Annotated in this window: 22 protein-coding genes, 1 tRNA gene and 1 pseudogene; 9 read left to right on the top strand and 15 right to left on the bottom strand. The window is 63.8% G+C overall.

Annotation, left to right across the window (positions count from 1 at the left end; translation table 11 throughout):
• Window positions 1-129 precede the first annotated feature (129 nt).
• The 3 genes and pseudogenes from ACA097_RS05115 to ACA097_RS05125 form a co-directional block, all read left to right on the top strand.
• Window positions 130-825 carry a pirin family protein gene (locus ACA097_RS05115; protein ID WP_160286181.1) on the top strand — a complete coding sequence of 232 codons (696 nt, stop codon included), beginning with the start codon at window positions 130-132 and terminating at the stop codon, window positions 823-825.
• 107 nt (window positions 826-932) lie between these two features.
• A protein-coding gene (locus tag ACA097_RS05120) for an IS3 family transposase (protein WP_371365016.1) occupies window positions 933-2155 on the top strand; the annotation gives its coding sequence in 2 pieces (ribosomal slippage) (window positions 933-1284 and window positions 1284-2155; 1224 coding nt in all).
• Between the two features lie 48 nt (window positions 2156-2203).
• A pseudogene (locus tag ACA097_RS05125) lies at window positions 2204-3007 on the top strand (IS3 family transposase); the annotation flags it as partial.
• A 48-nt stretch (window positions 3008-3055) separates the two neighbouring features.
• On the opposite strand, the gene ACA097_RS05130 reads toward ACA097_RS05125, so the two are convergent.
• The 7 genes from ACA097_RS05130 to ttcA form a co-directional block, all read right to left on the bottom strand.
• A tRNA-Ala gene (locus ACA097_RS05130) sits at window positions 3056-3131 on the bottom strand.
• A gap of 57 nt (window positions 3132-3188) precedes the next feature.
• Window positions 3189-3851, bottom strand: coding sequence for a class I SAM-dependent methyltransferase (locus tag ACA097_RS05135; RefSeq protein WP_160286180.1), 663 nt, complete (start codon window positions 3849-3851; stop codon window positions 3189-3191).
• An 18-nt stretch (window positions 3852-3869) separates the two neighbouring features.
• Window positions 3870-4403 (bottom strand): C40 family peptidase, encoded by a 534-nt coding sequence (locus ACA097_RS05140; protein WP_160286179.1) that lies wholly within the window; start codon window positions 4401-4403, stop codon window positions 3870-3872.
• An 83-nt stretch (window positions 4404-4486) separates the two neighbouring features.
• Complete coding sequence (locus ACA097_RS05145; protein ID WP_371370482.1) at window positions 4487-5083, bottom strand: C40 family peptidase; 597 nt, start codon at window positions 5081-5083, stop codon at window positions 4487-4489.
• A 101-nt stretch (window positions 5084-5184) separates the two neighbouring features.
• The gene (locus ACA097_RS05150; RefSeq protein WP_371368907.1) at window positions 5185-5949 is read right to left on the bottom strand and encodes an NAD-dependent deacylase; all 765 of its coding nucleotides are present in this window, start codon (window positions 5947-5949) and stop codon (window positions 5185-5187) included.
• Between the two features lie 30 nt (window positions 5950-5979).
• Window positions 5980-6651, bottom strand: a complete 672-nt coding sequence (locus ACA097_RS05155) for a DNA-3-methyladenine glycosylase I (RefSeq protein WP_371368910.1) — start codon at window positions 6649-6651, stop codon at window positions 5980-5982.
• Window positions 6652-6664: 13 nt separating this feature from the next.
• Entirely contained in the window at window positions 6665-7492 is an 828-nt protein-coding gene (gene ttcA / locus ACA097_RS05160; protein WP_160286175.1) for a tRNA 2-thiocytidine(32) synthetase TtcA, read from the bottom strand.
• Between the two features lie 101 nt (window positions 7493-7593).
• Between ttcA and ACA097_RS05165 the strand changes: the two genes are divergently transcribed.
• From ACA097_RS05165 to ACA097_RS05175, 3 genes are all read left to right on the top strand, one after another.
• Window positions 7594-8190 (top strand): DNA-J related domain-containing protein, encoded by a 597-nt coding sequence (locus ACA097_RS05165; RefSeq protein WP_371368913.1) that lies wholly within the window; start codon window positions 7594-7596, stop codon window positions 8188-8190.
• 161 nt (window positions 8191-8351) lie between these two features.
• Window positions 8352-8948 carry a Yip1 family protein gene (locus ACA097_RS05170; protein WP_043250455.1) on the top strand — a complete coding sequence of 199 codons (597 nt, stop codon included), beginning with the start codon at window positions 8352-8354 and terminating at the stop codon, window positions 8946-8948.
• A gap of 285 nt (window positions 8949-9233) precedes the next feature.
• Window positions 9234-9731, top strand: a complete 498-nt coding sequence (locus ACA097_RS05175) for a SprT family zinc-dependent metalloprotease (RefSeq protein WP_371368915.1) — start codon at window positions 9234-9236, stop codon at window positions 9729-9731.
• Between the two features lie 7 nt (window positions 9732-9738).
• Here the strand turns inward: ACA097_RS05175 and ACA097_RS05180 are convergent, their stop codons facing one another.
• From ACA097_RS05180 to ACA097_RS05190, 3 genes are all read right to left on the bottom strand, one after another.
• Window positions 9739-10920, bottom strand: a complete 1182-nt coding sequence (locus ACA097_RS05180) for a CaiB/BaiF CoA transferase family protein (protein ID WP_371368917.1) — start codon at window positions 10918-10920, stop codon at window positions 9739-9741.
• A gap of 61 nt (window positions 10921-10981) precedes the next feature.
• Window positions 10982-12121: an acyl-CoA dehydrogenase family protein gene (locus ACA097_RS05185; RefSeq protein ID WP_043250449.1), complete on the bottom strand. Its 1140-nt coding sequence runs from the start codon at window positions 12119-12121 to the stop codon at window positions 10982-10984.
• Between the two features lie 204 nt (window positions 12122-12325).
• Window positions 12326-13621, bottom strand: a complete 1296-nt coding sequence (locus tag ACA097_RS05190) for an OprD family porin (RefSeq protein ID WP_043250447.1) — start codon at window positions 13619-13621, stop codon at window positions 12326-12328.
• A 289-nt stretch (window positions 13622-13910) separates the two neighbouring features.
• Between ACA097_RS05190 and ACA097_RS05195 the strand changes: the two genes are divergently transcribed.
• The gene (locus tag ACA097_RS05195; RefSeq protein WP_371368919.1) at window positions 13911-14834 is read left to right on the top strand and encodes a DedA family protein/thiosulfate sulfurtransferase GlpE; all 924 of its coding nucleotides are present in this window, start codon (window positions 13911-13913) and stop codon (window positions 14832-14834) included.
• An 8-nt stretch (window positions 14835-14842) separates the two neighbouring features.
• Here the strand turns inward: ACA097_RS05195 and ACA097_RS05200 are convergent, their stop codons facing one another.
• From ACA097_RS05200 to ACA097_RS05215, 4 genes are all read right to left on the bottom strand, one after another.
• Window positions 14843-15082 (bottom strand): zf-HC2 domain-containing protein, encoded by a 240-nt coding sequence (locus ACA097_RS05200; protein WP_160286171.1) that lies wholly within the window; start codon window positions 15080-15082, stop codon window positions 14843-14845.
• On the bottom strand, window positions 15076-15684 hold the full coding sequence (locus tag ACA097_RS05205; RefSeq protein WP_371368922.1) for an RNA polymerase sigma factor: 609 nt from the start codon (window positions 15682-15684) through the stop codon (window positions 15076-15078). The genes ACA097_RS05200 and ACA097_RS05205 overlap by 7 nt, the downstream gene beginning before the upstream one ends.
• A gap of 3 nt (window positions 15685-15687) precedes the next feature.
• A complete protein-coding gene (locus ACA097_RS05210) occupies window positions 15688-16809 on the bottom strand; it encodes a beta-ketoacyl-ACP synthase III (RefSeq protein WP_043257037.1) in 1122 nt (373 codons plus the stop codon).
• A gap of 367 nt (window positions 16810-17176) precedes the next feature.
• Entirely contained in the window at window positions 17177-18241 is a 1065-nt protein-coding gene (locus ACA097_RS05215; protein WP_043250437.1) for a GGDEF domain-containing protein, read from the bottom strand.
• 185 nt (window positions 18242-18426) lie between these two features.
• On the opposite strand from ACA097_RS05215, the gene ACA097_RS05220 reads away from it, so the two are divergent.
• Window positions 18427-18849 carry a 3-isopropylmalate dehydratase gene (locus ACA097_RS05220; RefSeq protein WP_371368924.1) on the top strand — a complete coding sequence of 141 codons (423 nt, stop codon included), beginning with the start codon at window positions 18427-18429 and terminating at the stop codon, window positions 18847-18849.
• A 43-nt stretch (window positions 18850-18892) separates the two neighbouring features.
• Here ACA097_RS05220 and ACA097_RS05225 read toward each other — a convergent pair whose 3' ends face one another.
• Window positions 18893-19330, bottom strand: a complete 438-nt coding sequence (locus ACA097_RS05225; RefSeq protein WP_371368926.1) for an HIT family protein — start codon at window positions 19328-19330, stop codon at window positions 18893-18895.
• Window positions 19331-19442: 112 nt separating this feature from the next.
• Here ACA097_RS05225 and ACA097_RS05230 point away from each other — a divergent pair, with 112 nt between their 5' ends.
• Window positions 19443-20147 carry a glutathione S-transferase N-terminal domain-containing protein gene (locus ACA097_RS05230; RefSeq protein WP_043250430.1) on the top strand — a complete coding sequence of 235 codons (705 nt, stop codon included), beginning with the start codon at window positions 19443-19445 and terminating at the stop codon, window positions 20145-20147.
• Window positions 20148-20222: the final 75 nt, after the last annotated feature.

Here is a 20222-nt window from a genome sequence, read left to right on the forward strand (position 1 = left end):
GTCAACTTTATCGATAGATATCGCCGGATATTTGCGCTTTTTTATCGATCATATCGAGATCAATATAGCCTCCATGAACCGCGCAAACCGCCCACCAGGGCGGTCAAGCGCCCCTAGAGGACTGACTCCATGATCGAACGCAGACCCTTCAACCAACTCGGCGGCGCCAACCACGGCTGGCTGAATGCCAAGCACCACTTCTCCTTCGCCGAGTACTACGACGACGAACGCATGAACTGGGGCCCGCTGCGCGTCTGGAACGACGACGAGATCGCCGCCGGCACCGGCTTCCCGCCGCACCCGCACCGCGAGATGGAAATCATCACCTACGTGCGGCAAGGCGCGATCACCCACCAGGACAGCCTGGGCAACAAGGGCCGCACCGAAGCCGGCGACGTGCAGGTAATGAGCGCGGGTAGCGGCATCGTCCACTCCGAGTACAACCTGGAGAAGGATGTGACCAAGATCTTCCAGATCTGGATCCTGCCGACTGTGCGTGGCGGCCAGCCGTCCTGGGGCGCCAAGCCGTTCCCCAAAGGCGACCGCGCCGGACGTTTCGTCACCCTCGCCAGCGGTTACGAAAGCGACGCCGATGCCCTGCGCATCCGCGCTGACGGCCGCCTGGTAGCCGCCACCCTGAAGGCCGGGGATAGCGCCGAGTACGAACTCGGCAACCGCCGCGCCTACCTGGTGCCGGCAACCGGCAAGCTGGAGGTCAACGGCGTAACCCTGGAAGCCCGCGATGGCGCCGCCATCGAAGGCGAAGCAGTGGTGAAAGTGACGGCGCTGGAAGACAGCGAAGTCATCCTGGTGGACGTCGCCTGACGGCTTCGCCGGGAACGAAAAAGGCACGCAATGCGTGCCTTTTTTCATGTTGGTGTCCCGTCCTGAATAAGGTTTACACCTTCGCCCTTATTTCAGGAGAGCCCCCGATGGCAGAAGGTGTTCGTCGCAGCCAGCGTGATTACACGCTGGCTTTTAAACTGGCGGTGGTCGACCAGGTCGAAAAAGGCGAAATGAACTACAAGGAGGCTCAGGCCCGCTATGGCATCCAGGGCCGCTCGACGGTGCTGGTGTGGTTACGCAAGCATGGCCGGCAGGACTGGAACCAGGGCGCCTCCCTTCGAAAGGCTCGGAGCCCGGATATGAATACCCCGAAATTGCCGTTGACCCCGGAACAACGCATCAAGGAACTCGAGCAGCAGCTTGAGGTGATGAGCCAGAAGGCGCAGTTCTTCGAGGCCGTGGTGAATGTGCTGGAGAATGACTACGGCGTTTCGATCGTAAAAAAGCGTCCCGGCAAGTCCTCACGCAAAGGCAAGTCCAAGCGCTGAGTGTTAGCAGGGCTTGCCAGTTCATGGGCATCAGCCGCCAGGCGTACTACCAGCGCAACCGGGCGGCGGATCAGCGCAGCCAGCAGGATCGACAGATCGCCCAGTTCGTGCGGCAGGTGCGGATGCGTCAGCCGCGCCTGGGAGCACGCAAGCTGCATTATCTGTTGCAGCAGCAAGCGGAAGCCGCGTTGCGAGTTGGGCGCGATCGCCTGTTCCGGGTGCTGGCCGAGCACCGCCTGCTGGTTCGACCCAAGCGGGCGTACCACAAGACCACCCACAGTTTTCACCGGTTCCATCGCCATCCCAATCTGCTCAAGCCAGGGCCGCAACAGGTCTTGCCCGATGCGCCGGAGCGCGTCTGGGTTGCCGACATCACCTATCTGCCCAGCCAGAGCGGCCCGCTGTACCTGAGCCTGGTCACCGACGCCTATTCGCGCAAGATCGTCGGCCATCACGTCCACGACAGCCTGCACGCCGAGTCGGTGGCCCATGCCTACAGCCAGGCGCTGCGGCGCCGCACGACGCAGGAACCCCTGGTGCATCACTCCGACCGAGGAATTCAGTACTGCTCGGGGCTTTACCAACGCCTGCACGCGCAGCACGGAGCAATCTGCTCGATGACCGACGGCTACGACTGTTACCAGAATGCGCTGGCTGAGCGCGTCAACGGCATCCTGAAGAACGAGTTGCTGGAGCATCCTCCCGCCGACCTCGCGCAGGCGCGCCGCATGGTGCGTGAAGCCGTCGACATCTATAACCGCGAGCGCCCTCACCTGGCCCTGAAATACAAAACGCCCGATGCGGTGCATCGGGCGTTCTGAGGTCTGGAGCATGGCCTGAGAGGTGTAAACCTATTTCAGGACTAGACACAGTTCATGGGCATCAGCCGCCAGGCGTACTACCAGCGCAACCGGGCGGCGGATCAGCGCAGCCAGCAGGATCGACAGATCGCCCAGTTCGTGCGGCAGGTGCGGATGCGTCAGCCGCGCCTGGGAGCACGCAAGCTGCATTATCTGTTGCAGCAGCAAGCGGAAGCCGCGTTGCGAGTTGGGCGCGATCGCCTGTTCCGGGTGCTGGCCGAGCACCGCCTGCTGGTTCGACCCAAGCGGGCGTACCACAAGACCACCCACAGTTTTCACCGGTTCCATCGCCATCCCAATCTGCTCAAGCCAGGGCCGCAACAGGTCTTGCCCGATGCGCCGGAGCGCGTCTGGGTTGCCGACATCACCTATCTGCCCAGCCAGAGCGGCCCGCTGTACCTGAGCCTGGTCACCGACGCCTATTCGCGCAAGATCGTCGGCCATCACGTCCACGACAGCCTGCACGCCGAGTCGGTGGCCCATGCCTACAGCCAGGCGCTGCGGCGCCGCACGACGCAGGAACCCCTGGTGCATCACTCCGACCGAGGAATTCAGTACTGCTCGGGGCTTTACCAACGCCTGCACGCGCAGCACGGAGCAATCTGCTCGATGACCGACGGCTACGACTGTTACCAGAATGCGCTGGCTGAGCGCGTCAACGGCATCCTGAAGAACGAGTTGCTGGAGCATCCTCCCGCCGACCTCGCGCAGGCGCGCCGCATGGTGCGTGAAGCCGTCGACATCTATAACCGCGAGCGCCCTCACCTGGCCCTGAAATACAAAACGCCCGATGCGGTGCATCGGGCGTTTTGAGGTCTGGAGCATGGCCTGAGAGGTGTAAACCTATTTCAGGACTAGACATGGTGGACCGAAGGAGGATCGAACTCCCGACCTCCGCATTGCGAACGCGGCGCTCTCCCAGCTGAGCTATCGGCCCGAGGTAGGCAGAATCTAGCCTAGCCACTGACCGTCAGCAATGCCTTCGAACTGACTTTCAGCGCTTGCGACACAGGCTCATGCCGTCGCCCAACGGAAGCAGCGAATAGTCGATGCGGGCGTCTTGCTTCAGCGCCAGGTTGAGTTGCTGGATCGCCTGGGTATCGACGCTTTCCGGATCTCGCTCGAGCACCCGGCCGCTCCACAACACGTTGTCGAAGAGCACGAGACCGCCCTGGCGTAGCAGCGTCAGCGCGTACTCCAGGTAGAGCGGATAGTTGGCTTTGTCGGCATCGATGAAGGCAATGTCGAAGCTGCCCTTGTGCCCTTCCCTTTCCAAGGCCGCCAAAGTGTCCAGTGCAGGGCCGAGGCGCAATTCGATGCGATCGGCGACACCGGCCTCCTGCCAGTACGATCTTGCCGTCGCGTTGTAGTCACCGGGCAGGTCGCAGCAGAGGATGTGGCCGTCTTCCGGGAGCGCCTCAGCCATGCACAGTGCGCTGTAGCCAGTGAAGGTGCCGACTTCTAGGATGCGCCGAGCGCCGATGAGTTTGACCAGCAAGGCCAGGAACTGCCCCTGTTCCGGCGCTATCTGCCAGCGCGCCATGGGCAGCGCTGCAGTTTCCGCGCGCAGCCTCGCCTTAAGCGGGGAATCGCGCAGGGAAACGTCGAGCAGGTACTGGTAAAGCGCGTCATCCAGATTGAGCGTGCGAGTAGTCATGGGCCCTCCCGTGGTGTGTCAGGGGTGGAGGGCGAGACTCTGCACCGCGAGGACGCGCTTGGCCTCCAGGAAGGCCTTCTGCCAATAGGGGCTGTCGATGCTGTCCAGGCGAACCGTCCCGCCCGTACGGGGCGCATGCACGAAGCGCCCTTCACCGACATAGATACCCGCATGACTGACGTTGCGTCCACCGCTGGTGGCGAAGAACACCAGATCACCGCTCTGCAGGGCCTCGCGACCGACGACGGGGGCTCGCATGACGATCATTTCGCGTGTCGAGCGCGGCAGTTGCAAGCCAGTGGCGTCGCGGTAGACGTAGCCGATCAGGCCACTGCAGTCGAAACCGCCATCGGGGGTATTACCGCCCCAGCGATAGGGCGTTCCCACCAGACCGATAGCACGAATCAGAACGTCATCAGCGGCCTGCGAATTGACTCCGGGGTTGCCTGAGGGGGCGTAGACAACCGGTGGAGGGGCAGTCGCCTTGTGACTGGCGCAGGCGGCCAGCAAGGAAATGAGCGCGAGGGCTGCGATGCGGAGAACGGTGGACATAGCAATGGCACCCCTGATACAGGAATGCCATCACTTTGTATCAACAATGACTTGAGCGCAATACTTAAAGTAAAACTTTAAGTTTAGCGAGTCTCTGCCAGCCGTGCCTGGAATCCAGGCTCAAGCACGCGCTTGGCTTCGAGGAAGCTCAGGCGCCAATAGCTGTCGTCCAGGTTATCCACGCGGACACCACCACCACGACGGCTGGCGGAATGGATGAACTGGCCATCACCAATATAGATACCGGCGTGACTCACGCGACCGCGACCGCGGTTGTTGAAGAAGATCAGGTCGCCCGGTTGCAGGTCTTCTTTGGAGACCAGCGGGACGTCCATGTTGATCATTTCACGCGTGGAACGCGGAAGGTTGATCCCAGCCTCTTCGCGGTACAGGTAACCGACGAAGCCGCTGCAATCGAATCCGGTTGCTTCCGATCGGCCACCGAAACGGTACGGAGTACCGATCAGCGCGAATGCGCGATCAAGAATGCTCGAAACTCGCCCCGACGAGTTTCCACTGTTATTTCCTGCCCCCTCGTCTTCCACACCCGCCAGTGTTGCCTTGTGGTGGTCAATCTGAATCCAGCTACTGCGGTTGGCCTGCTCTACGGCGACCTGTTGACCCTGCTGGGATTCTGGCGAATGGCTGGCACAAGCGGCCAGCAGCAAGACGAAACTCATGGGCACGAGGGGTGCGAAGCGTTTAAGCATGGGCACGACCGTGTCTCATTAGTTCCATTAGCGCGCTAATTTGCCCGCTCGATCGGATCCATGCAAGTTTTTTATCGAGAAATGTGACTTATCAGACGCGGCAAAATGTCTAAGGCTCGTCCTTCAATTTTTACATCGACCACCGAACTGAGGTCGGTCGACGCCGGATTCACCTCGACGGTGAAGCCCCCGGCCGCTCTGGTCCGCAGCACAGGCTCGACAATGTACGGGAAGCTCGCGGTGGTTCCCACCAGCAGGACCAGGTCGAAGCCCTGGCGCAATTGCGCATAGAGCGTGTCGATAGCCTCCTCCGGCAACATTTCCTCGAAGAGCACCACAGGCGGTCGCAGCACCCCGCCGCAAGCCGCGCAACGCGGCGGTAGCGGACGAACCAGGTGCTCCCGCAACTCATCGCTCTCTGCGCCGCAGGATTGGCAGTACAGCGGCTGTAGCTCCCCGTGGATCTCGATCAACCGCTCGGCCGGCGAACCAGCGCGGCGATGGAAGCCGTCGATGTTCTGCGTCAGTACCCAGCATTGCGCCTTGCGCCGCTGCAATTCGACGATGGCCTCATGCCCGGCGTTGGGGACGGCATTGAGGCATGCCTTGCCAAGCTCGGCGAGATACTTCCAGCACAACGCCGGATCGCGCCGCAGCATCGGCCCGGAGATCGCAACCTCGATGGGCACGCCCTCTTCGGTCACACCGTTGTAGAGCCCACCCAGGCCACGATAGGTCGGCATACCGGAATCGGCGGAGAGCCCGGCCCCGGTGATCACCAGGATGCGCTCTGCACGCTGCAGTACTTCGGCGGTACGTGCGATGGCGTCTTCCATGGCTCCCCTCCCCCGCGCGCCCGGCGCGCCTTAGTGATTGACGGTATGCGCCAGCATCACCGACAGCTGGCAAAGCGGTCGACCGCTCTGCTCATGCCAGACATTGAAGGCGGCCTGAACCGCCGCGAGGTCCTTCTGACTGGTCGGTGCCTTGTCGATGATTTCCTGTGCCTTGAGCGCGGCGACCATGTCGTCGGTGGGAATAAAGGTGTCCTTGCCGGCCATCCGCAGGAAACGCGGCGCCGACAGCCCGCCAAGCTGGTTGCCGCGCTTGGCCAGCAGCTTCCACAGGCCGACGATATCGGTCACCGGCCACTGCGCGAGCAGCTTGCCGAAGCTGCCGTAGTCGCGGGCGATGTCGAGGATCATCTGGGCGTTGCGCGGCACGCTCTTGAGCTTGCCCAGGTGGCGGATCAGGCGGGCGTCCTGCATCAGGTTCTCCAGGCGCTCGCCGCCCATCAGCACGACCTTCTCCGGATCGAAGCCGAAGAAGACTTCCTCGAAGGCCGGCCACTTGGCGTCCACCAGGCTGTGCTTGAGGCCCGCGCGGAAGATACGCAGGCTGAGCAGCGACAGATAACGATCATCGCCGACCGAGGCCAGCTCCGCCGGGCTCTTCGGCTGCGGCAGTCGCGCTTCCAGCGCCTCCACCGAGCCGAAGCGGTTCAGGCAGTACTCGTACAACCACTGGTAGTCGCGCATCGCCCTTCCTTGATTAGAGGCTCATCACGTCGAGGAAACGCGGGGTGGCGCTGTCGTCGATCTTCAGGCTCTTGAAGTCGAACAGGTTGCGGTCGGCCAGTTGCGAAGGCACTACGTTCTGCAGTGCGCGGAACATGATCTCGGTGCGGCCCGGCGACTTGCGCTCCCACTCCAGCAGCATCTCCTTGACCACCTGGCGCTGCAGGTTCTCCTGCGAGCCGCAGAGGTTGCACGGGATGATCGGGAATTCCTTGAGCACCGAGTAGGCTTCGATGTCCTTCTCGTTGCAGTACGCCAGCGGGCGAATAACCACGTTACGGCCGTCGTCCGACAGCAGCTTGGGCGGCATGGCCTTGAGGGTGCCGCCGTAGAACATGTTGAGGAAAAAGGTTTCCAGGATGTCGTCGCGGTGGTGACCGAGCGCCATCTTGGTCGCGCCGATTTCATCCGCGTACGTATAAAGAGTGCCGCGGCGCAGGCGCGAGCACAGCGAGCAGGTGGTCTTGCCCTCGGGGATCTTCTCCTTGACCACCGAGTAGGTGTCCTTCTCGATGATGTGGTACTGCACGCCGATGGACTCCAGGTAGGCCGGCAGCACGTGCTCGGGGAAGCCGGGCTGCTTCTGGTCCATGTTCACGGCGACGATTTCGAACTGGATCGGCGCGACCTTCTGCAGGTACAGCAGGATGTCGAGCATCGTGTAGCTGTCCTTGCCGCCGGACAGGCAGACCATGACCTTGTCGCCGTCCTCGATCATGTTGAAATCGGCGATGGCTTCGCCGACCTGGCGGCGCAGGCGCTTCTGCAGTTTGTTCTGGTTGACCGAAAGGGTGCTGGGCATGGTGCGGGGAGATCCGGGTGGAGACGAAAAGCTGGCTATTTTACGCACAAAGCGAAGCGCGCCCCAGCCCCCTGTGAGCCCGAATGCTAGGCTCCACTCTTATGAACACCGACCTCGACACCAGCCTCGACCTTGCCGACCAATTGCTTCAGCTGCTGCGCGAGGCGCCCGATGGCGCTTCCGAGTACCAGCTGATCCAGCAGCTGAAGTCGCGGCATTCCACGCACATCCCGAACTTGCCGCTGATCGACAAGCTGGTGCTGTTCCGCGTCCACTTCCTGGTGTTCAACGCGCTCTATCGATTGCGTGATCGGCTCTGCGAGCAGGCGAGCGAATTTCTCCAGATCGGCCCGCTGCAAATTCGCTTGCTGCCCTGGCAGGCTGGTGCGCAGGGATTAGTCGAGGCCGATCCGCTGCGTGCCTACTACCTCGACGAGAGCAATCTGCGCGACACCACCGAGCGTGACGTGGAGAAGCTGCTGGAAAGCTTCTGGACGCGCATGCAGGGCGATGGCGAGAAGGCCGCCGCCCTGGCGTTGTTCGAGCTGGAGGACGGCCCGGTGGATTACGCGCTAATCAAGCTGCGCTACCGGCAACTGGTCAGCCAGCACCATCCCGACCGCGGCGGTAGCACGGCGCGCCTGCAGTCGATCAACAAGGCGATGGAAATACTGCAGCGCTATTACAGCCGCCCGTGAAACTCCGATTTGCTCTAAACCCACGGACGACGCGGGCTCCAGCCTCTTCCTATACTGCGACACAAGGTCGCACGAGTCTGACGTGCACCGGGCAACGCTGGCCATGCGTACCCGGCGCGGCGCTGGGAGGCGGCCTGCATAATAACGAGGAGGTCGTCGAGATGATCCATCACGTGTGGGGGCTCTTCACCCATCCCGATCAGGAATGGCAGGAAATCCGTGGCGAAGAGGAAAGCATCAGCCATATGTACCTGACCCATGTCCTGATCCTTGCTGCCATTCCCGTAATCTGCGCCTACATAGGCACCACTCAGGTGGGCTGGGTGCTGGGCGGAGGCGGACCGGTCAAGCTGACAGCCGCAAGCGCGATACAACTTACGATTCTGACCTACCTGGCGATGCTGGCCGGCGTTGCCGTCATGGGCGCCTTCATCCACTGGATGGCGCGCACCTACGACGCCACTCCCAGCCTGACCCAGTGCATCGTGTTCGCAGCCTACACCGCGACCCCGCTGTTCATCGGCGGCGTGGCGGCGCTCTACCCGCACCTCTGGCTGGGCATGGTCATTGGCACCGCGGCCATCTGCTACACCGTTTACCTCTTGTATGTGGGCATACCCACTTTCATGAACATTCCCAAGGATGAAGGCTTCCTGTTCTCCAGTTCGGTGCTGGCAGTAGGCTTGGTGGTTCTGGTGGCGATGATCGCGCTCTCGGTGATCCTCTGGGGCAGCGGCGTCGGGCCGGAATACACCTGACCCTTTAACGTGTCGATGAACCGGGCCCTTGCGGCCCGGTTTTCGTTTCCGCGCGGTCTTGCCTGGATCTCATCTCTGGTTTCCCGCATTCGCGGGAATGACGGGGTGAGTGACGCGTCCCATTCACCTCGGTCATCCCCGCGAACGCGGGGACCCAGCAACCCGGCACAGCCCCTCGGCTTGCCTGAAAGCCCAAAGCACTTGCCTGAAGCTGCACGGCGGACGAGCGGCCGGCGCAAAGTCGCCGACTCCGGCATAATCAGCCCCCGCCGGAGAAAACACTGTATGCCCGAACAGCTCAATGCCCGCGTAGAAGCCTGCTACCAAATGGCCGAAAGTTTCTTCCAGCGGCGCTTCCCGCGCCCGGAAGTGAGCTTCCGCCTGCGCGGGCAGAAAGCCGGGGTGGCGCACCTGGACGAGAACCTGCTGCGCTTCAACCCCCAGCTCTATCGCGAGAACCACGAACACTTCCTCAAGCAGACGGTGGCCCATGAGGTCGCGCACCTGATCGCCCACCAGATGTTCGGCCCGCGTATCCGCCCGCATGGAGAGGAGTGGCAGCTGATCATGCGCGGCGTCTACGGCCTGCCGCCGGATCGTTGCCATACCTACGAGATCAAGCGGCGCCGCGCCACGCGCTACATCTATCGCTGCCGCTGCGACGAGAGCCCCGACTTCCCCTTCTCCGCCCAGCGCCACAATCTGGTCGCCCAGGGCCGCCGCTACTACTGCCGGCGCTGCCGCACCACGCTGGTGTTCACCGGCCAGGTCGTGCGCGAGTAAAGCTGTCTCAGGCGATCACCTTGGCGGCCTTCAGCTCGGCAACCTGCGCCTCCGAATAGCCCAGCTCACGCAGTACTTCGGCGCTGTGTTCGCCAACGGCCGCGCCTATGTGCTTCGGCTCCGGAAGGCCTGCCGAGAAGCGGATCGGACAAGCCATCTGCCGCTGTGTGCGCCCTTCGCCGCGCGGCACTTCGACGATCAACCCGCGCGCCTGGATTTGCGGATGCTCGACCGCCTCGGACAGCGGCAACATCGGTTCCACACAGGCGTCCACGGCTGCGAAGCGCTCGCACCAGTCGGCGAAGTCGCGCTTCTCGAAGGCGACGGCGATCTCGCGCTTGAGCGCCTGCTGATCCTCGGCCTTCGGCGACAGGCCCCGCGCCGCCAGTTCCGGATGGCCGATAACGGCACAGAACAGCTGCATGAACTGCGGCTCCAGGCTGCCGACCGAGAACCAGCGGCCGTCGCGGGTGCGGTAGTAGTCATAGAAGCTGCCGCCGTTGAGCGCCTGGTTTTCCATGTCCGGCTCCACGCCGCAGGCCAGGTAGCCGGCGCCGGCCATGCCGTTCAGGCTGAAGGCACAGTCGGTCATGCTGACGTCCACCTGCTGCCCCTCGCCGGTGTGCTGGCGATGGATGACCGCGGCGAGCAGCCCCATCACTCCATGCAGCGATCCGCCGCCAAGGTCGGCCAATTGCACGCCCAACGGCAGCGGCCCGGTATCGCGCCGCCCGGTGTAGCTCGCCACGCCGGCCAGGGCGAGGTAGTTGATGTCGTGCCCGGCGCGGTCGCGATACGGCCCGGTCTGGCCGTAGCCGGTGATGGAGACGTAGATCAGCTTCGGGTTGATCGCCTTGAGCGCCTCGTAGCCGACGCCGAGCTTGTCCATCACACCCGGGCGGAACTGCTCGAGGACGATGTCGTACTCGCGCACCAGTTGCTTCACCACTTCCACCGCCTCCGGCCGCTTGAGATCCAGGGCAATGCTGCGCTTGTTGCGGTTGAGGTAGGCGTGGCTGGCCGAGACGCCGTCGTCATGGGGCGGCAGCACGCGGACCAGGTCCATGCGCGAGGGCGACTCCACGCGCAGCACTTCGGCGCCCATGTCGGCCAGCAGCAACGAGGCGAAGGGGCCTGGCAGCAGGGTCGAGAAGTCGAGGATCTTCAGCGAGGCGAGCGGGCCTTTCATGGCGAACTCCTGGTTGTTCTTATGGGCGGACCTCGCCCGGCGAGGTCCGCTGATTTTCAGCTCAGAGCTTCATGCCGCGGCTGATGATCTCCTTCATGATCTCCGAGGTGCCGGCGAAGATGCGCTGGATGCGCGCGTTGGCGTACATGCGGCAGATCGGGTACTCCCACATGTAACCCCAGCCGCCGTGCAGTTGCACGCCTTCGTCGACGACTTTGCCGAGCAGCTCGGTGGTGAACAGCTTGGCTTCGGCCGCCACTTCGGGCGTCAGCTTCTTCTGGTTGTGATCCATCACGCAGCGGTCGGTGAAGACCTGCGCCACATCGACCTGGGTGCGCATCTCGGCGAGCTTGAAGCGGGTGTTCTGGAAGTGCGCGATGGGCCGGTCGAAGGCCTTGCGTTCCTTCACGTAGTCGATGGTCGCCTGCAGCGCCGCCTCGGCTCCAGCCACCGCGCCGCAGGCGTTGGTCAGGCGCTCCTGGGCAAGCATGTTCATCAGGTAGTAGAAGCCGCCCTTGGCGTCGCCCAGCAGATTCTCCTTGGGCACCTTCACGTCGTTGAAGAACAGCTCGGCGGTGTCCTGGCTCTTCATGCCGAGCTTCTTCAGGTTGCGCCCGCGCTCGAAGCCGGGCATGCCGCGCTCGACCAGGAACAGGCCCATGGCGTGCTTGTTGTTCGGGTCGGTCTTGGCCGCGACTATCACCAGGTCGGCAAGCAGGCCGTTGGAGATGAACACCTTGGAGCCGTTGAGGACGTAGTGGTCGCCCTTGTCCACAGCGGTGGTGCGCATGCCGGCCAGGTCGGAACCGGCTGAGGGCTCGGTCATCGCCACGGCGAGGATGGTTTCGCCGCGGATGATCCCCGGCAGGAAGCGCGCCTTCTGCTCAGCGTTACCGTATTCGGCGATGTAGGGGCCGCACAGCGCTGAATGCAGCGGGATCATGAAGCCCGGTTCGTTTATGTGCGCCAGCTCCTCGCACATGATCTGTTCGTAGCGGAAGTCCTTCAGCCCGGCACCGCCGTATTCCTCATCCGCCCAGGGCAGCAGGAAGCCCAGTTCGCCGGCCTTGCGCCAGACGCTGCGGTCGACCACGCCGGCCTCTTCCCAGGCCTCCTGGTGCGGTACCACTTCCTTGTCGAGGAAGGCGCGGAAGGCGTCGCGGAACAGGTTGTGCTCGGTCTCGAAATGAATGCGCTGCATGACGGCGAACCTTGTCGGTGGAGGTGCCGGCAGGTTAGGTGGCGCACCCTTCCCTCTCAATGACGCCAGCGCTCAGGCTCGATTGACGCTTTCGATCAGCGCGCCACGCATAAAAAAACCCCGCCAGCAGGCGGGGTTAAACCATTAGGAGTTGCGTCGTCCGTGACGCGGAGGTCAATGCCTACGACCTCTCTCGGATTTCTGTTACCACAGCGGCATGGTGTAGCTGACGATCAGACGGTTTTCGTCGGCAGCGTTGCTGGCAGCGCTGTTGTTGGCAAAGTTGCTGCGGGTGGTCGCGTTACGCCACTTGACGCCCAAGCCCTTCAGGTAGCCGTCCTGGAATACGTAGGCGATGTCGGTGTCGCGTTCCCACTCGGTGCCTTCGTCGTTGGTGGTCAGGCGGTCGACGTTGTCACCCTTGACGTAGCGGGTCATGAAGGTCAGACCGGGGATGCCGAGGCCGGCGAAGTTGTAGTCGTAGCGCGCCTGGTAGGACCGCTCGTCCTTGTTGGCGAAGTCCAGGATCTGGACGTAGTTCACCAGGAACGGGTCGGTGCCGTTGATATAGGCGAAGCCGGTGTCGCCGCTCATCTTCTGGTAGCCCAGGCCGAAGGCGTGGTAGCCCAGGTTGTAGGTGACCATGCCGTTGAGGGCCTTGTTGTCGACGTTGCTGCCGCCGTCGTCGGTGGACTTGGCCCAGCGCAGGTCGGTCTTCAGCGACTGGCCGTCGGCGATCGGCAGGGTCCAGCCCAGGGTCAGGTAGTGCTGCTTGTAGAAGTCGTTCAGCTCGCCGTAGTGGTAACCGGTGCTGAAGTTCTTGGTCCAGTTGTAGGTCGCACCGGCGTAGTCGAACTCGTTGGTGGTCAGACCCTTGGTGGTGGTGATGTTCTTCTTGCCACCGGTGGTGACGGTCATCTCTTCGTAGTTGGAAGAGTCACGACGGTTAGTCTGGTTCAGGCGACCGGCGTCGAAGTTCAGGCCATCGATCTGGGTGGAGTTGAAGCCGGTACCCACGAAGAGTTGCGGCAGCAGGCGGCTGTCGTTGGGCACGATGACCGGCAGCTTGGGCATCAGGGTGCCGGCTTTCAGGACGTTCTTCTCGTAGCGCAGCTTGGCGGTAGCGCCACCCTTGCTGAAGTCGTCCGGAGCGGAGCCGTCGGCGGTCTTCGGCAGCAGGCCGGTGCCAGTGCGGTCCGGGCTGGAGTCCAGTTTCAGGCCCAGGGCGCCGATGGCGTCAACGCCTACGCCGATGGTGCCTTCGGTGTAGCCCGATTCGAACTTGGCGATGAAGCCCTGGCCCCACTCTTCCTGCTTGTTCTGCTGAGCCGGAGTGGAAGTGCGGAAGTCACGGTTGAAGTAGAAGTTGCGCAGTTCAACGCTGGCTTTACTGTCCGAAATGAAGTCGGCGTGAGCGACGGCGGGCAGGACAATGCTGGCGCCCAGCACGGCCTTCGCCAGGCTGCTCTTGGCAAAACCGGCGTAGTTATTACGGATCATCACTTTCCCCTTAGTAGTGTTATAGCGTTGAACACGCCGGGTGCCGGGCTATGGGGCGCGGCCCCCATGGTCACGCGCGCAGCCGTTCTGGCAGCCCTTTTGTGTTGCGGGGAATGTTGGCGAGGGGTTATTTCAGCGCCGCTGCATATAGATTAACTTTTTGTTACATCTTGCCCTTTGGCTGGTTTTTCCCGCGATTTCAGCTACCTGGATGGCAAACGCCGGACAGGACTGACGGCCGCGACGAGCGGCAGTATGCTGTCGGCTTCCCGCCCTGGTACGCCCCGCCATGTCCGAACTGCAACCCCTGATCGAACGCTACGGCCCCGCCGTGCTCTTCCTCAACGTGCTGCTCGAACAGCTGGGGCTGCCGATACCCGCGTACCCGGCGCTGATAGTCGCTGGAGCCCTGGCCATCCAGGGCCACGGCATCTCCCTGGGCGAAGCCCTGGCGGTCGCCACCCTCGCCTGCCTGCTCGCCGACAGCGCCTGGTATTTCGCCGGCCAGCGCTACGGTGGCTTCCTGTTGCGCAGCATCTGCCGGGTCTCGCTCTCGCGCGACAGCTGCATCCGCCAGAGCCAGAGCCTTTATCTGCGCATCGGCCCACGCGCGCTGCTTATCAGCAAGTTCCTGCCCGGCGCCGGTGCGCTGTCCACCAGCCTGGCCGGCATGACCGGCACTTCGATGCGCCGCTTCCTCGGTTACGACCTGGCCGGCTCGGCACTCTGGGCTGGTTCCGCGCTGCTGCTGGGGGCGATCTTCAACGACGCGGTCGACCACCTGCTGAGCCTGCTGCACGACTACGCATCGCTTGGCGCGTTGGTGATTCTCGGCGCCTTCGTGCTGTTCCTCGCCTGGCGCGTGTTTCGCCGCCAGCGCCTGCTGCGCCGCACCGCACGCATTCCACGGATCAGCGTGAGCGAACTGCGTCGGCGGCTGGACCAGGGCAATGCACCGCGCATCCTCGACGTGCGCGCCGAGTTGGGCGAGGACGGCATTCCCGGCGCCATTTCGGTCGGCCTGGACACACCGCTGGACAGCCTGAAGGACACCCTCGGCGATGCCGACGTCGTCATCTATTGCGCCTGCCCGCACGAACTCTCCGCTGCCATGCTCGCCGAGCGCCTGCAGGCGGGCGGCTATGCGCGGACCTGGGCGCTGTCGGGCGGACTGGATGCATGGCATGCCCACCAGGAAGAAGCGCTTTCGTAGGTGTGGGATCAGCGACCTAGTTGATCGCGACGCAAGGCAGCCAAACGAACAGCGAGCAACTCGCCGTCGGCAGCCGACGGCTCCGGCAGCAGGCGCAGGGTCGCCTGGGTCAGGCGCATCTGGCGGATGAAGCGCCGGCAATTGCGGCACAGCAAAAGGTGCCGGCGCAGGGCCAGCTTCTCGCGAAAGCCGAGCTGCCCGTCCAGCAGATCGCTGGACTGGGCTACCAGCTGCTTGCAAGTCAGCATTGGCCGGTCTCCTCGAAGTGCTCCAGGGTGGCGAACAGCTTCAGTCGTCCGCGATGCAGCAGCACCCTGACATTGGAGAGCGAAAGCTCGAGAAGATTACAGATCTCTTCCAACTCCAGCCCCTGGCGCTCGCGCAGCAGCAACACGCTGCGCTGCATCTCGGAAAGGCTGAGCAGGGTCTTCTCCAGGCATTCGCGCAGCTCGTCCTCGGCCAGCAGTGCCTCGGGCGAGTCCGAGTGCCAGGCCAGCGGCGCCGCGCTCCAGTGGCCGTCGGCGGCGAAGCGGTTGTCGTCGATGCTGCCGTGCGGCGCCGGAAGGTCGTCGAGCGACACTTCACGGCGCACCTGGCGCAGGCGCGACTTGGCGGTATTGGCGGTGATGGTCAGCAGCCAGGTCTTGAGGCTGGAGCGTTCCTGGAAACCATCGAGGTGGCGAACCACTGCGAGCCAGGCGTCCTGCACCACCTCGTCGGCGCCGGATGCGCCGACGATGGCGTAGGCCACCGCGCGCATGGCGCCCTGGTAGGTGTCGACCAGCTCGCGGAAGGCCTGCTCCTCTCCGTTGCGCAGCCGCGCCAGGAGGTCAGCGTCGGCTGCGGCCATGGATCAGCGCTTGCGCAGGATCACGCTGCCGATGGAGTACCCGGCACCGAAGGAGCTCAGCACGCCGATGGAGCCGGCGGGCAGGTCGTCCTGGTACTTGTGCAGGGCGATGACCGAGCCGGCCGAGCTGGTGTTGGCGTAGGTGTCGAGGATCACCGGCGCTTCGTGCGGTTCGGCGTCGCGGCCGAGCAGCTTGCGGGTGATCAGCAGGTTCATGTTGAGGTTGGCCTGGTGCAGCCAGAAGCGCTTGACGTCGCCGACCGGGATGTCGTTCTGCGCCAGGTGCTCGCCGATCAGTTCGGCGACCATCGGGCAAACGTCCTTGAACACCTTGCGGCCTTCCTGGACGAACAGCTTGTCGCGCTGGCCGATGCCCTCTTCCGCGGCGCGGTTGAGGAAGCCGAAGTTGTTGCGGATGTTGTTGGAGAACTGGGTCAGCAGCTTGGTGCTGACGACGTCGAACTGGTGCTTGCTGGTGGCCTGGTCGGCACGCTCGACGATCACCGCGGTGGCCGCGTCGCCGAAGATGAAGTGGCTGTCGCGGTCGCGGAAGTTCAGGTGGCCGGTGCAGATTTCCGGGTTGACCATGAGGATCGCGCGTGCCTGGCCAAGCTGCACGCTGTTCACCGCGGCCTGTATGCCGAAGGTTGCCGAGGAGCAGGCGACGTTCATGTCGAAGCCGAAGCCCTGGATGCCGAGGGCGGCCTGCACTTCGATGGCCACGGCCGGGTAGGCGCGCTGCAGGTTGGAGCAGGCGACGATCACGCCGTCGATGTCCGCCGGGGTGCGGCCGGCGCGCTCGAGGGCCTGCTTGGCAGCGTGGACGGCCATCTCGCAGAGGATGCCCCAGTCTTCGTTGCTGCGCTCGGGGATGCGCGGGGTCATGCGCTGCGGATCGAGGATGCCTTCCTTGTTGACCACGAAGCGGCTCTTGATGCCGGAGGCCTTCTCGATGAACGCCGAGCTGGATTCGCTCAGCGCTTCCATCTCGCCCTTGGCGATGGCTTCGGCGTGCTGGTCGTTGAAGTGGCGGACATAGGTATTGAAGGACTCCACCAGTTCATCGTTGGAAATGCTGAATGGCGGGGTGTACAGACCGGTCCCACTGATCACGACGTTATGCACGGTCAATCCTCTTCTCAATCTGGCTGCCGCGTCCGGCAGCGTGGTTAGGCATTCAATGCCCGCGCGGCGGGCAACAAAAAAGCGTTTCGCGGACGGCGCCCGGCGATGGCGCACTTGATGACCAGGCAGTGTGCCACCCACCTGTGGAGGCAGCACTTCCGGCCGCCCAACGGTGTCGACGGCGGAGTCCGCGCGAATAGCCGCGGATTATGCGGCAAATGCGCGCCAAATGCCGCCATTGCGCTGCACATTTCCACCCAGTGAACGGGGATTGGACTGGCTGGAGGCGGCCTTCGACACAAGCAGAGGCGCCAATGGCCGAGGCGCCCCATGATTTTGCACTTTTGCCTTGGCCGGTCGGCTGACTTCAATCAGCGTCGTTGCACACCAGGCGATTGCGCCCCTGCGCCTTGCCCTGGTAAAGGCGGCGGTCGCTGCAGCGATAGAGGGCTTCCAGGTCATGGCCGTCGTTGGGCCATTCGGCCAGGCCGAAGGTGGCCGACAGGGTGATCAGGTTACCGGCGTAGAGCAGCGGATTGGCTACCAGATCCAGGCGCAGGCGCTCGACCAGTGAAGCGGCATCCAGGCGCGCGGTGTTGCGCAGCAGCAGGCCGAACTCCTCTCCTCCCAGCCGACCGACCAGATCGCCGGCACGCAGGTGCTGGCGCAGGCGCGTACAGATGTGCTGCAGCGCCTTGTCCCCGGCATCGTGCCCCCAGCGGTCGTTCACCGCCTTGAAGTGGTCGACGTCCAGCAACACCAGCACCCAGCGCGGACCGCCGTGCTCGGCCTCCTCCAGGCACCGTTGCACCGCGCGCTGGAACGCCTCCCGGCTGGCCACGCCGGTCAGCGCATCGTTCAGCGCCAGGCGCCGCAGCAGCCGCTGGGCCTCGGCGCGGCGGGATTCGTAGATGTGCACGAAGGTCATGATCAGCAGGCCGCACAGCAAAGCGTTGCCGATGTCGATCATGCCCGGCGCGTCCATCGTCACCGGGTGCTGGCGCAGGTACATCAGGGTGGCGATCACGACGAACGGAGTCGACAGCAGGAAGCCGCGCATCGCCCCGAGCAACAGGTAGGCCATCACCGGCATCAGGTACAGCCAGACGAAGGCCGTGGCCGAGGCATGCGGCATGACGATGATGTAGACCAGGAAGCAGAATGTGGGCAGCAGGTAGGCGTAGATCCAGGGTGTGAGATTGGCCACGCGTTTCAGGCGCCCGGCAGCCCACATCAGCAAGGCGAACACCAGGAATTCCAGGCTGGCGAGCGAGTAGTTCCCGGACAACGCCTGGAGGATCGAGAACACCGCGAGGGTGACACCGGTGCAGACGAAGATCAGGCGCATCACCAGGCGCTGGTCCGCGAGATCGAGCCCGCCGCTGCCGGTCGTGCTTTCTGGAGTCGTCTGGTCTTTCGCCTTGTTGGACATTCTGCCCTTTCCCTGGCCGCCGCCTGGCGGACACCGAGCAGCGGAAGCGCCCGGCCCCCGCTGCATTGCGCATGATTCTAGTCGTACGCGCAGAAACGCGTTGATACCCGCCACAGGCAATCCGACGAGCGCCCCCGATGGTGCTGGACTAGCCTAGGTGGAGTCCAATCCCACGGAGGGTTTTCATGCGCGCATTCATCGTTTCGCTGTCCTTGCTGGCCCTGGCCGGTTGCTCTTCGTTCCAGGCCAAGGAAGCCAGCGCCGTGCCGCCGGACCGGCTGCTCGGCTACCAGCAGGAGGATAACGGCAGTGCCCGGCTGGAAGTGGAGCGCGACCTGGGCTTCCTCGGCGGCGGCTGCATGGTCGCCTTCAAGATCGACCGCCAGCTCGCCGCGCGCATCGCCGTGGGCGAAATCGCCAGCTTCCACCTGCCGCCCGGCCCGCACATCGTCGGCATCGGCGCCGACGAGAAGGGAGAAGGCCTGTGCAGCAAGGCCAGGCTGCTGCGCGAACTGAACGTCGACCTGGTGGCCGGGCAGACCGCGCAGTTCCGCATCCTCAGCGATGCCCAGACAGGCTTCGACATCAAGCCCGCCGAACAGAAGTGAGTAACGAATACAGCGACGGGGCCTGCTTGGCCCCGTCGTCGTTTCAGCCTTCGATGCGCTGGCGCAGGCGCGCCTGCAGCTGCTCCAGCTCGGCTGGATCGGCCTTCTGCGCGGCATGGATGCCCAGGCCCTGGCCGGCGTAGCGCGGGACGATGTGCATATGGATGTGGAACACCGTCTGCCCGGCTGGTGCGCCGTTGAACTGGGCCACCTGCACACCGTCGGGATTCAGTTCGTCGACGATCACACGGGTCAGGCGCTGGACCACGCGCATGACCTTGCCCAGGGCCTCCGGGTCGACTTCGAGGATATTGCGCGCGGCGCTGCGCTTGGGGATCACCAGCGTGTGCCCGAAGGACTGCGGGAAGAGGTCGAGGAAGGCGAGCACATCGTCGTCCTCGTACAGCTTGTAGCAGGGGGCATCGCCGCGAATGATCTGGGCGAAGATGTTCTGCGGATCGTAGGTGCCTTGCAGGCTCATGCGACAGTCCTTGAGCGTTGGATCGGAGGCCGCACCATACCGGTTGGCGCCTCCCCTGCGCCAGCCGGGCGGGCTATGCTGGCTGCTTTCTTCAAACTGAAGCGGAGACTCCATGTCAGTGCTTGCCGATTTCCCGATCACCCGCAAATGGCCCGCCACCCGTCCCGACGTGTTGCAGCTGTACTCGCTGCCCACGCCCAACGGCGTGAAGGTCTCGATCACCCTGGAAGAGACCGGCCTGGCCTACGAGCCGCACCTGGTGAGCTTCGAGCGCAACGACCAGTTCAGCCCGGAATTCCTCTCGCTGAACCCGAACAACAAGATCCCGGCGATCATCGACCCCAACGGCCCGAACGGCCAGCCGCTGGCGCTGTTCGAGTCCGGCGCCATCCTCATCTACCTCGCCGACAAGACCGGCCAGTTGCTGCCGCAGGACCCGGCGCAGCGCTACGAGGCCATCCAGTGGCTGATGTTCCAGATGGGCGGCATCGGCCCGATGTTCGGCCAGGTCGGCTTCTTCAACAAATTCGCCGGCCGCGAATACGAGGACAAGCGCCCGCTGAACCGCTACGTGGAAGAATCGCGGCGCCTGCTGGCGGTGCTCGACCAACGCCTGGAAGACCGTGATTGGGTGATGGGCAAGGACTACAGCATCGCCGATATCGCCATCTTCCCCTGGGTACGCAACCTGGTGGGCTTCTACGAGGCCGGCGAGCTGGTGCAGTTCGAGCGCTTCGACAACGTGAAGCGCGTGCTCGAAGCCTTCCTCTCCCGCCCGGCGGTGCAGCGCGGGTTGGGGATTCCGAAGCGGGATTGAGTCACAGCACGACGACGGCATGGGTTTCGTTCCTCAACCCATCCTACGAACACACTCCGTAGGATGGCGTTGAGC

It is taken from the genome of Pseudomonas sp. QL9 (assembly GCF_041409665.1).
In the GTDB taxonomy this organism is placed as follows: domain Bacteria; phylum Pseudomonadota; class Gammaproteobacteria; order Pseudomonadales; family Pseudomonadaceae; genus Pseudomonas; species Pseudomonas knackmussii.

Coding starts and splice junctions, on each gene's coding strand:
- ACA097_RS05175 (WP_371368915.1), top strand. CDS start 9,234: ATGCCCGAACAGCTCAATGCCCGCGTAGAAGCCTGCTACCAAATGGCC.
- ACA097_RS05200 (WP_160286171.1), bottom strand. CDS start 15,082: ATGCTGACTTGCAAGCAGCTGGTAGCCCAGTCCAGCGATCTGCTGGAC.
- ACA097_RS05220 (WP_371368924.1), top strand. CDS start 18,427: ATGCGCGCATTCATCGTTTCGCTGTCCTTGCTGGCCCTGGCCGGTTGC.
- ACA097_RS05185 (WP_043250449.1), bottom strand. CDS start 12,121: ATGCAGCGCATTCATTTCGAGACCGAGCACAACCTGTTCCGCGACGCC.
- ACA097_RS05150 (WP_371368907.1), bottom strand. CDS start 5,949: ATGGAAGACGCCATCGCACGTACCGCCGAAGTACTGCAGCGTGCAGAG.
- ACA097_RS05165 (WP_371368913.1), top strand. CDS start 7,594: ATGAACACCGACCTCGACACCAGCCTCGACCTTGCCGACCAATTGCTT.
- ACA097_RS05170 (WP_043250455.1), top strand. CDS start 8,352: ATGATCCATCACGTGTGGGGGCTCTTCACCCATCCCGATCAGGAATGG.
- ACA097_RS05155 (WP_371368910.1), bottom strand. CDS start 6,651: ATGCGCGACTACCAGTGGTTGTACGAGTACTGCCTGAACCGCTTCGGC.
- ACA097_RS05195 (WP_371368919.1), top strand. CDS start 13,911: ATGTCCGAACTGCAACCCCTGATCGAACGCTACGGCCCCGCCGTGCTC.
- ACA097_RS05135 (WP_160286180.1), bottom strand. CDS start 3,851: ATGACTACTCGCACGCTCAATCTGGATGACGCGCTTTACCAGTACCTG.
- ACA097_RS05230 (WP_043250430.1), top strand. CDS start 19,443: ATGTCAGTGCTTGCCGATTTCCCGATCACCCGCAAATGGCCCGCCACC.
- ACA097_RS05190 (WP_043250447.1), bottom strand. CDS start 13,621: ATGATCCGTAATAACTACGCCGGTTTTGCCAAGAGCAGCCTGGCGAAG.
- ACA097_RS05225 (WP_371368926.1), bottom strand. CDS start 19,330: ATGAGCCTGCAAGGCACCTACGATCCGCAGAACATCTTCGCCCAGATC.
- ACA097_RS05215 (WP_043250437.1), bottom strand. CDS start 18,241: ATGTCCAACAAGGCGAAAGACCAGACGACTCCAGAAAGCACGACCGGC.
- ACA097_RS05115 (WP_160286181.1), top strand. CDS start 130: ATGATCGAACGCAGACCCTTCAACCAACTCGGCGGCGCCAACCACGGC.
- ACA097_RS05140 (WP_160286179.1), bottom strand. CDS start 4,403: ATGTCCACCGTTCTCCGCATCGCAGCCCTCGCGCTCATTTCCTTGCTG.
- ACA097_RS05205 (WP_371368922.1), bottom strand. CDS start 15,684: ATGGCCGCAGCCGACGCTGACCTCCTGGCGCGGCTGCGCAACGGAGAG.
- ttcA (WP_160286175.1), bottom strand. CDS start 7,492: ATGCCCAGCACCCTTTCGGTCAACCAGAACAAACTGCAGAAGCGCCTG.
- ACA097_RS05145 (WP_371370482.1), bottom strand. CDS start 5,083: ATGAGTTTCGTCTTGCTGCTGGCCGCTTGTGCCAGCCATTCGCCAGAA.
- ACA097_RS05180 (WP_371368917.1), bottom strand. CDS start 10,920: ATGAAAGGCCCGCTCGCCTCGCTGAAGATCCTCGACTTCTCGACCCTG.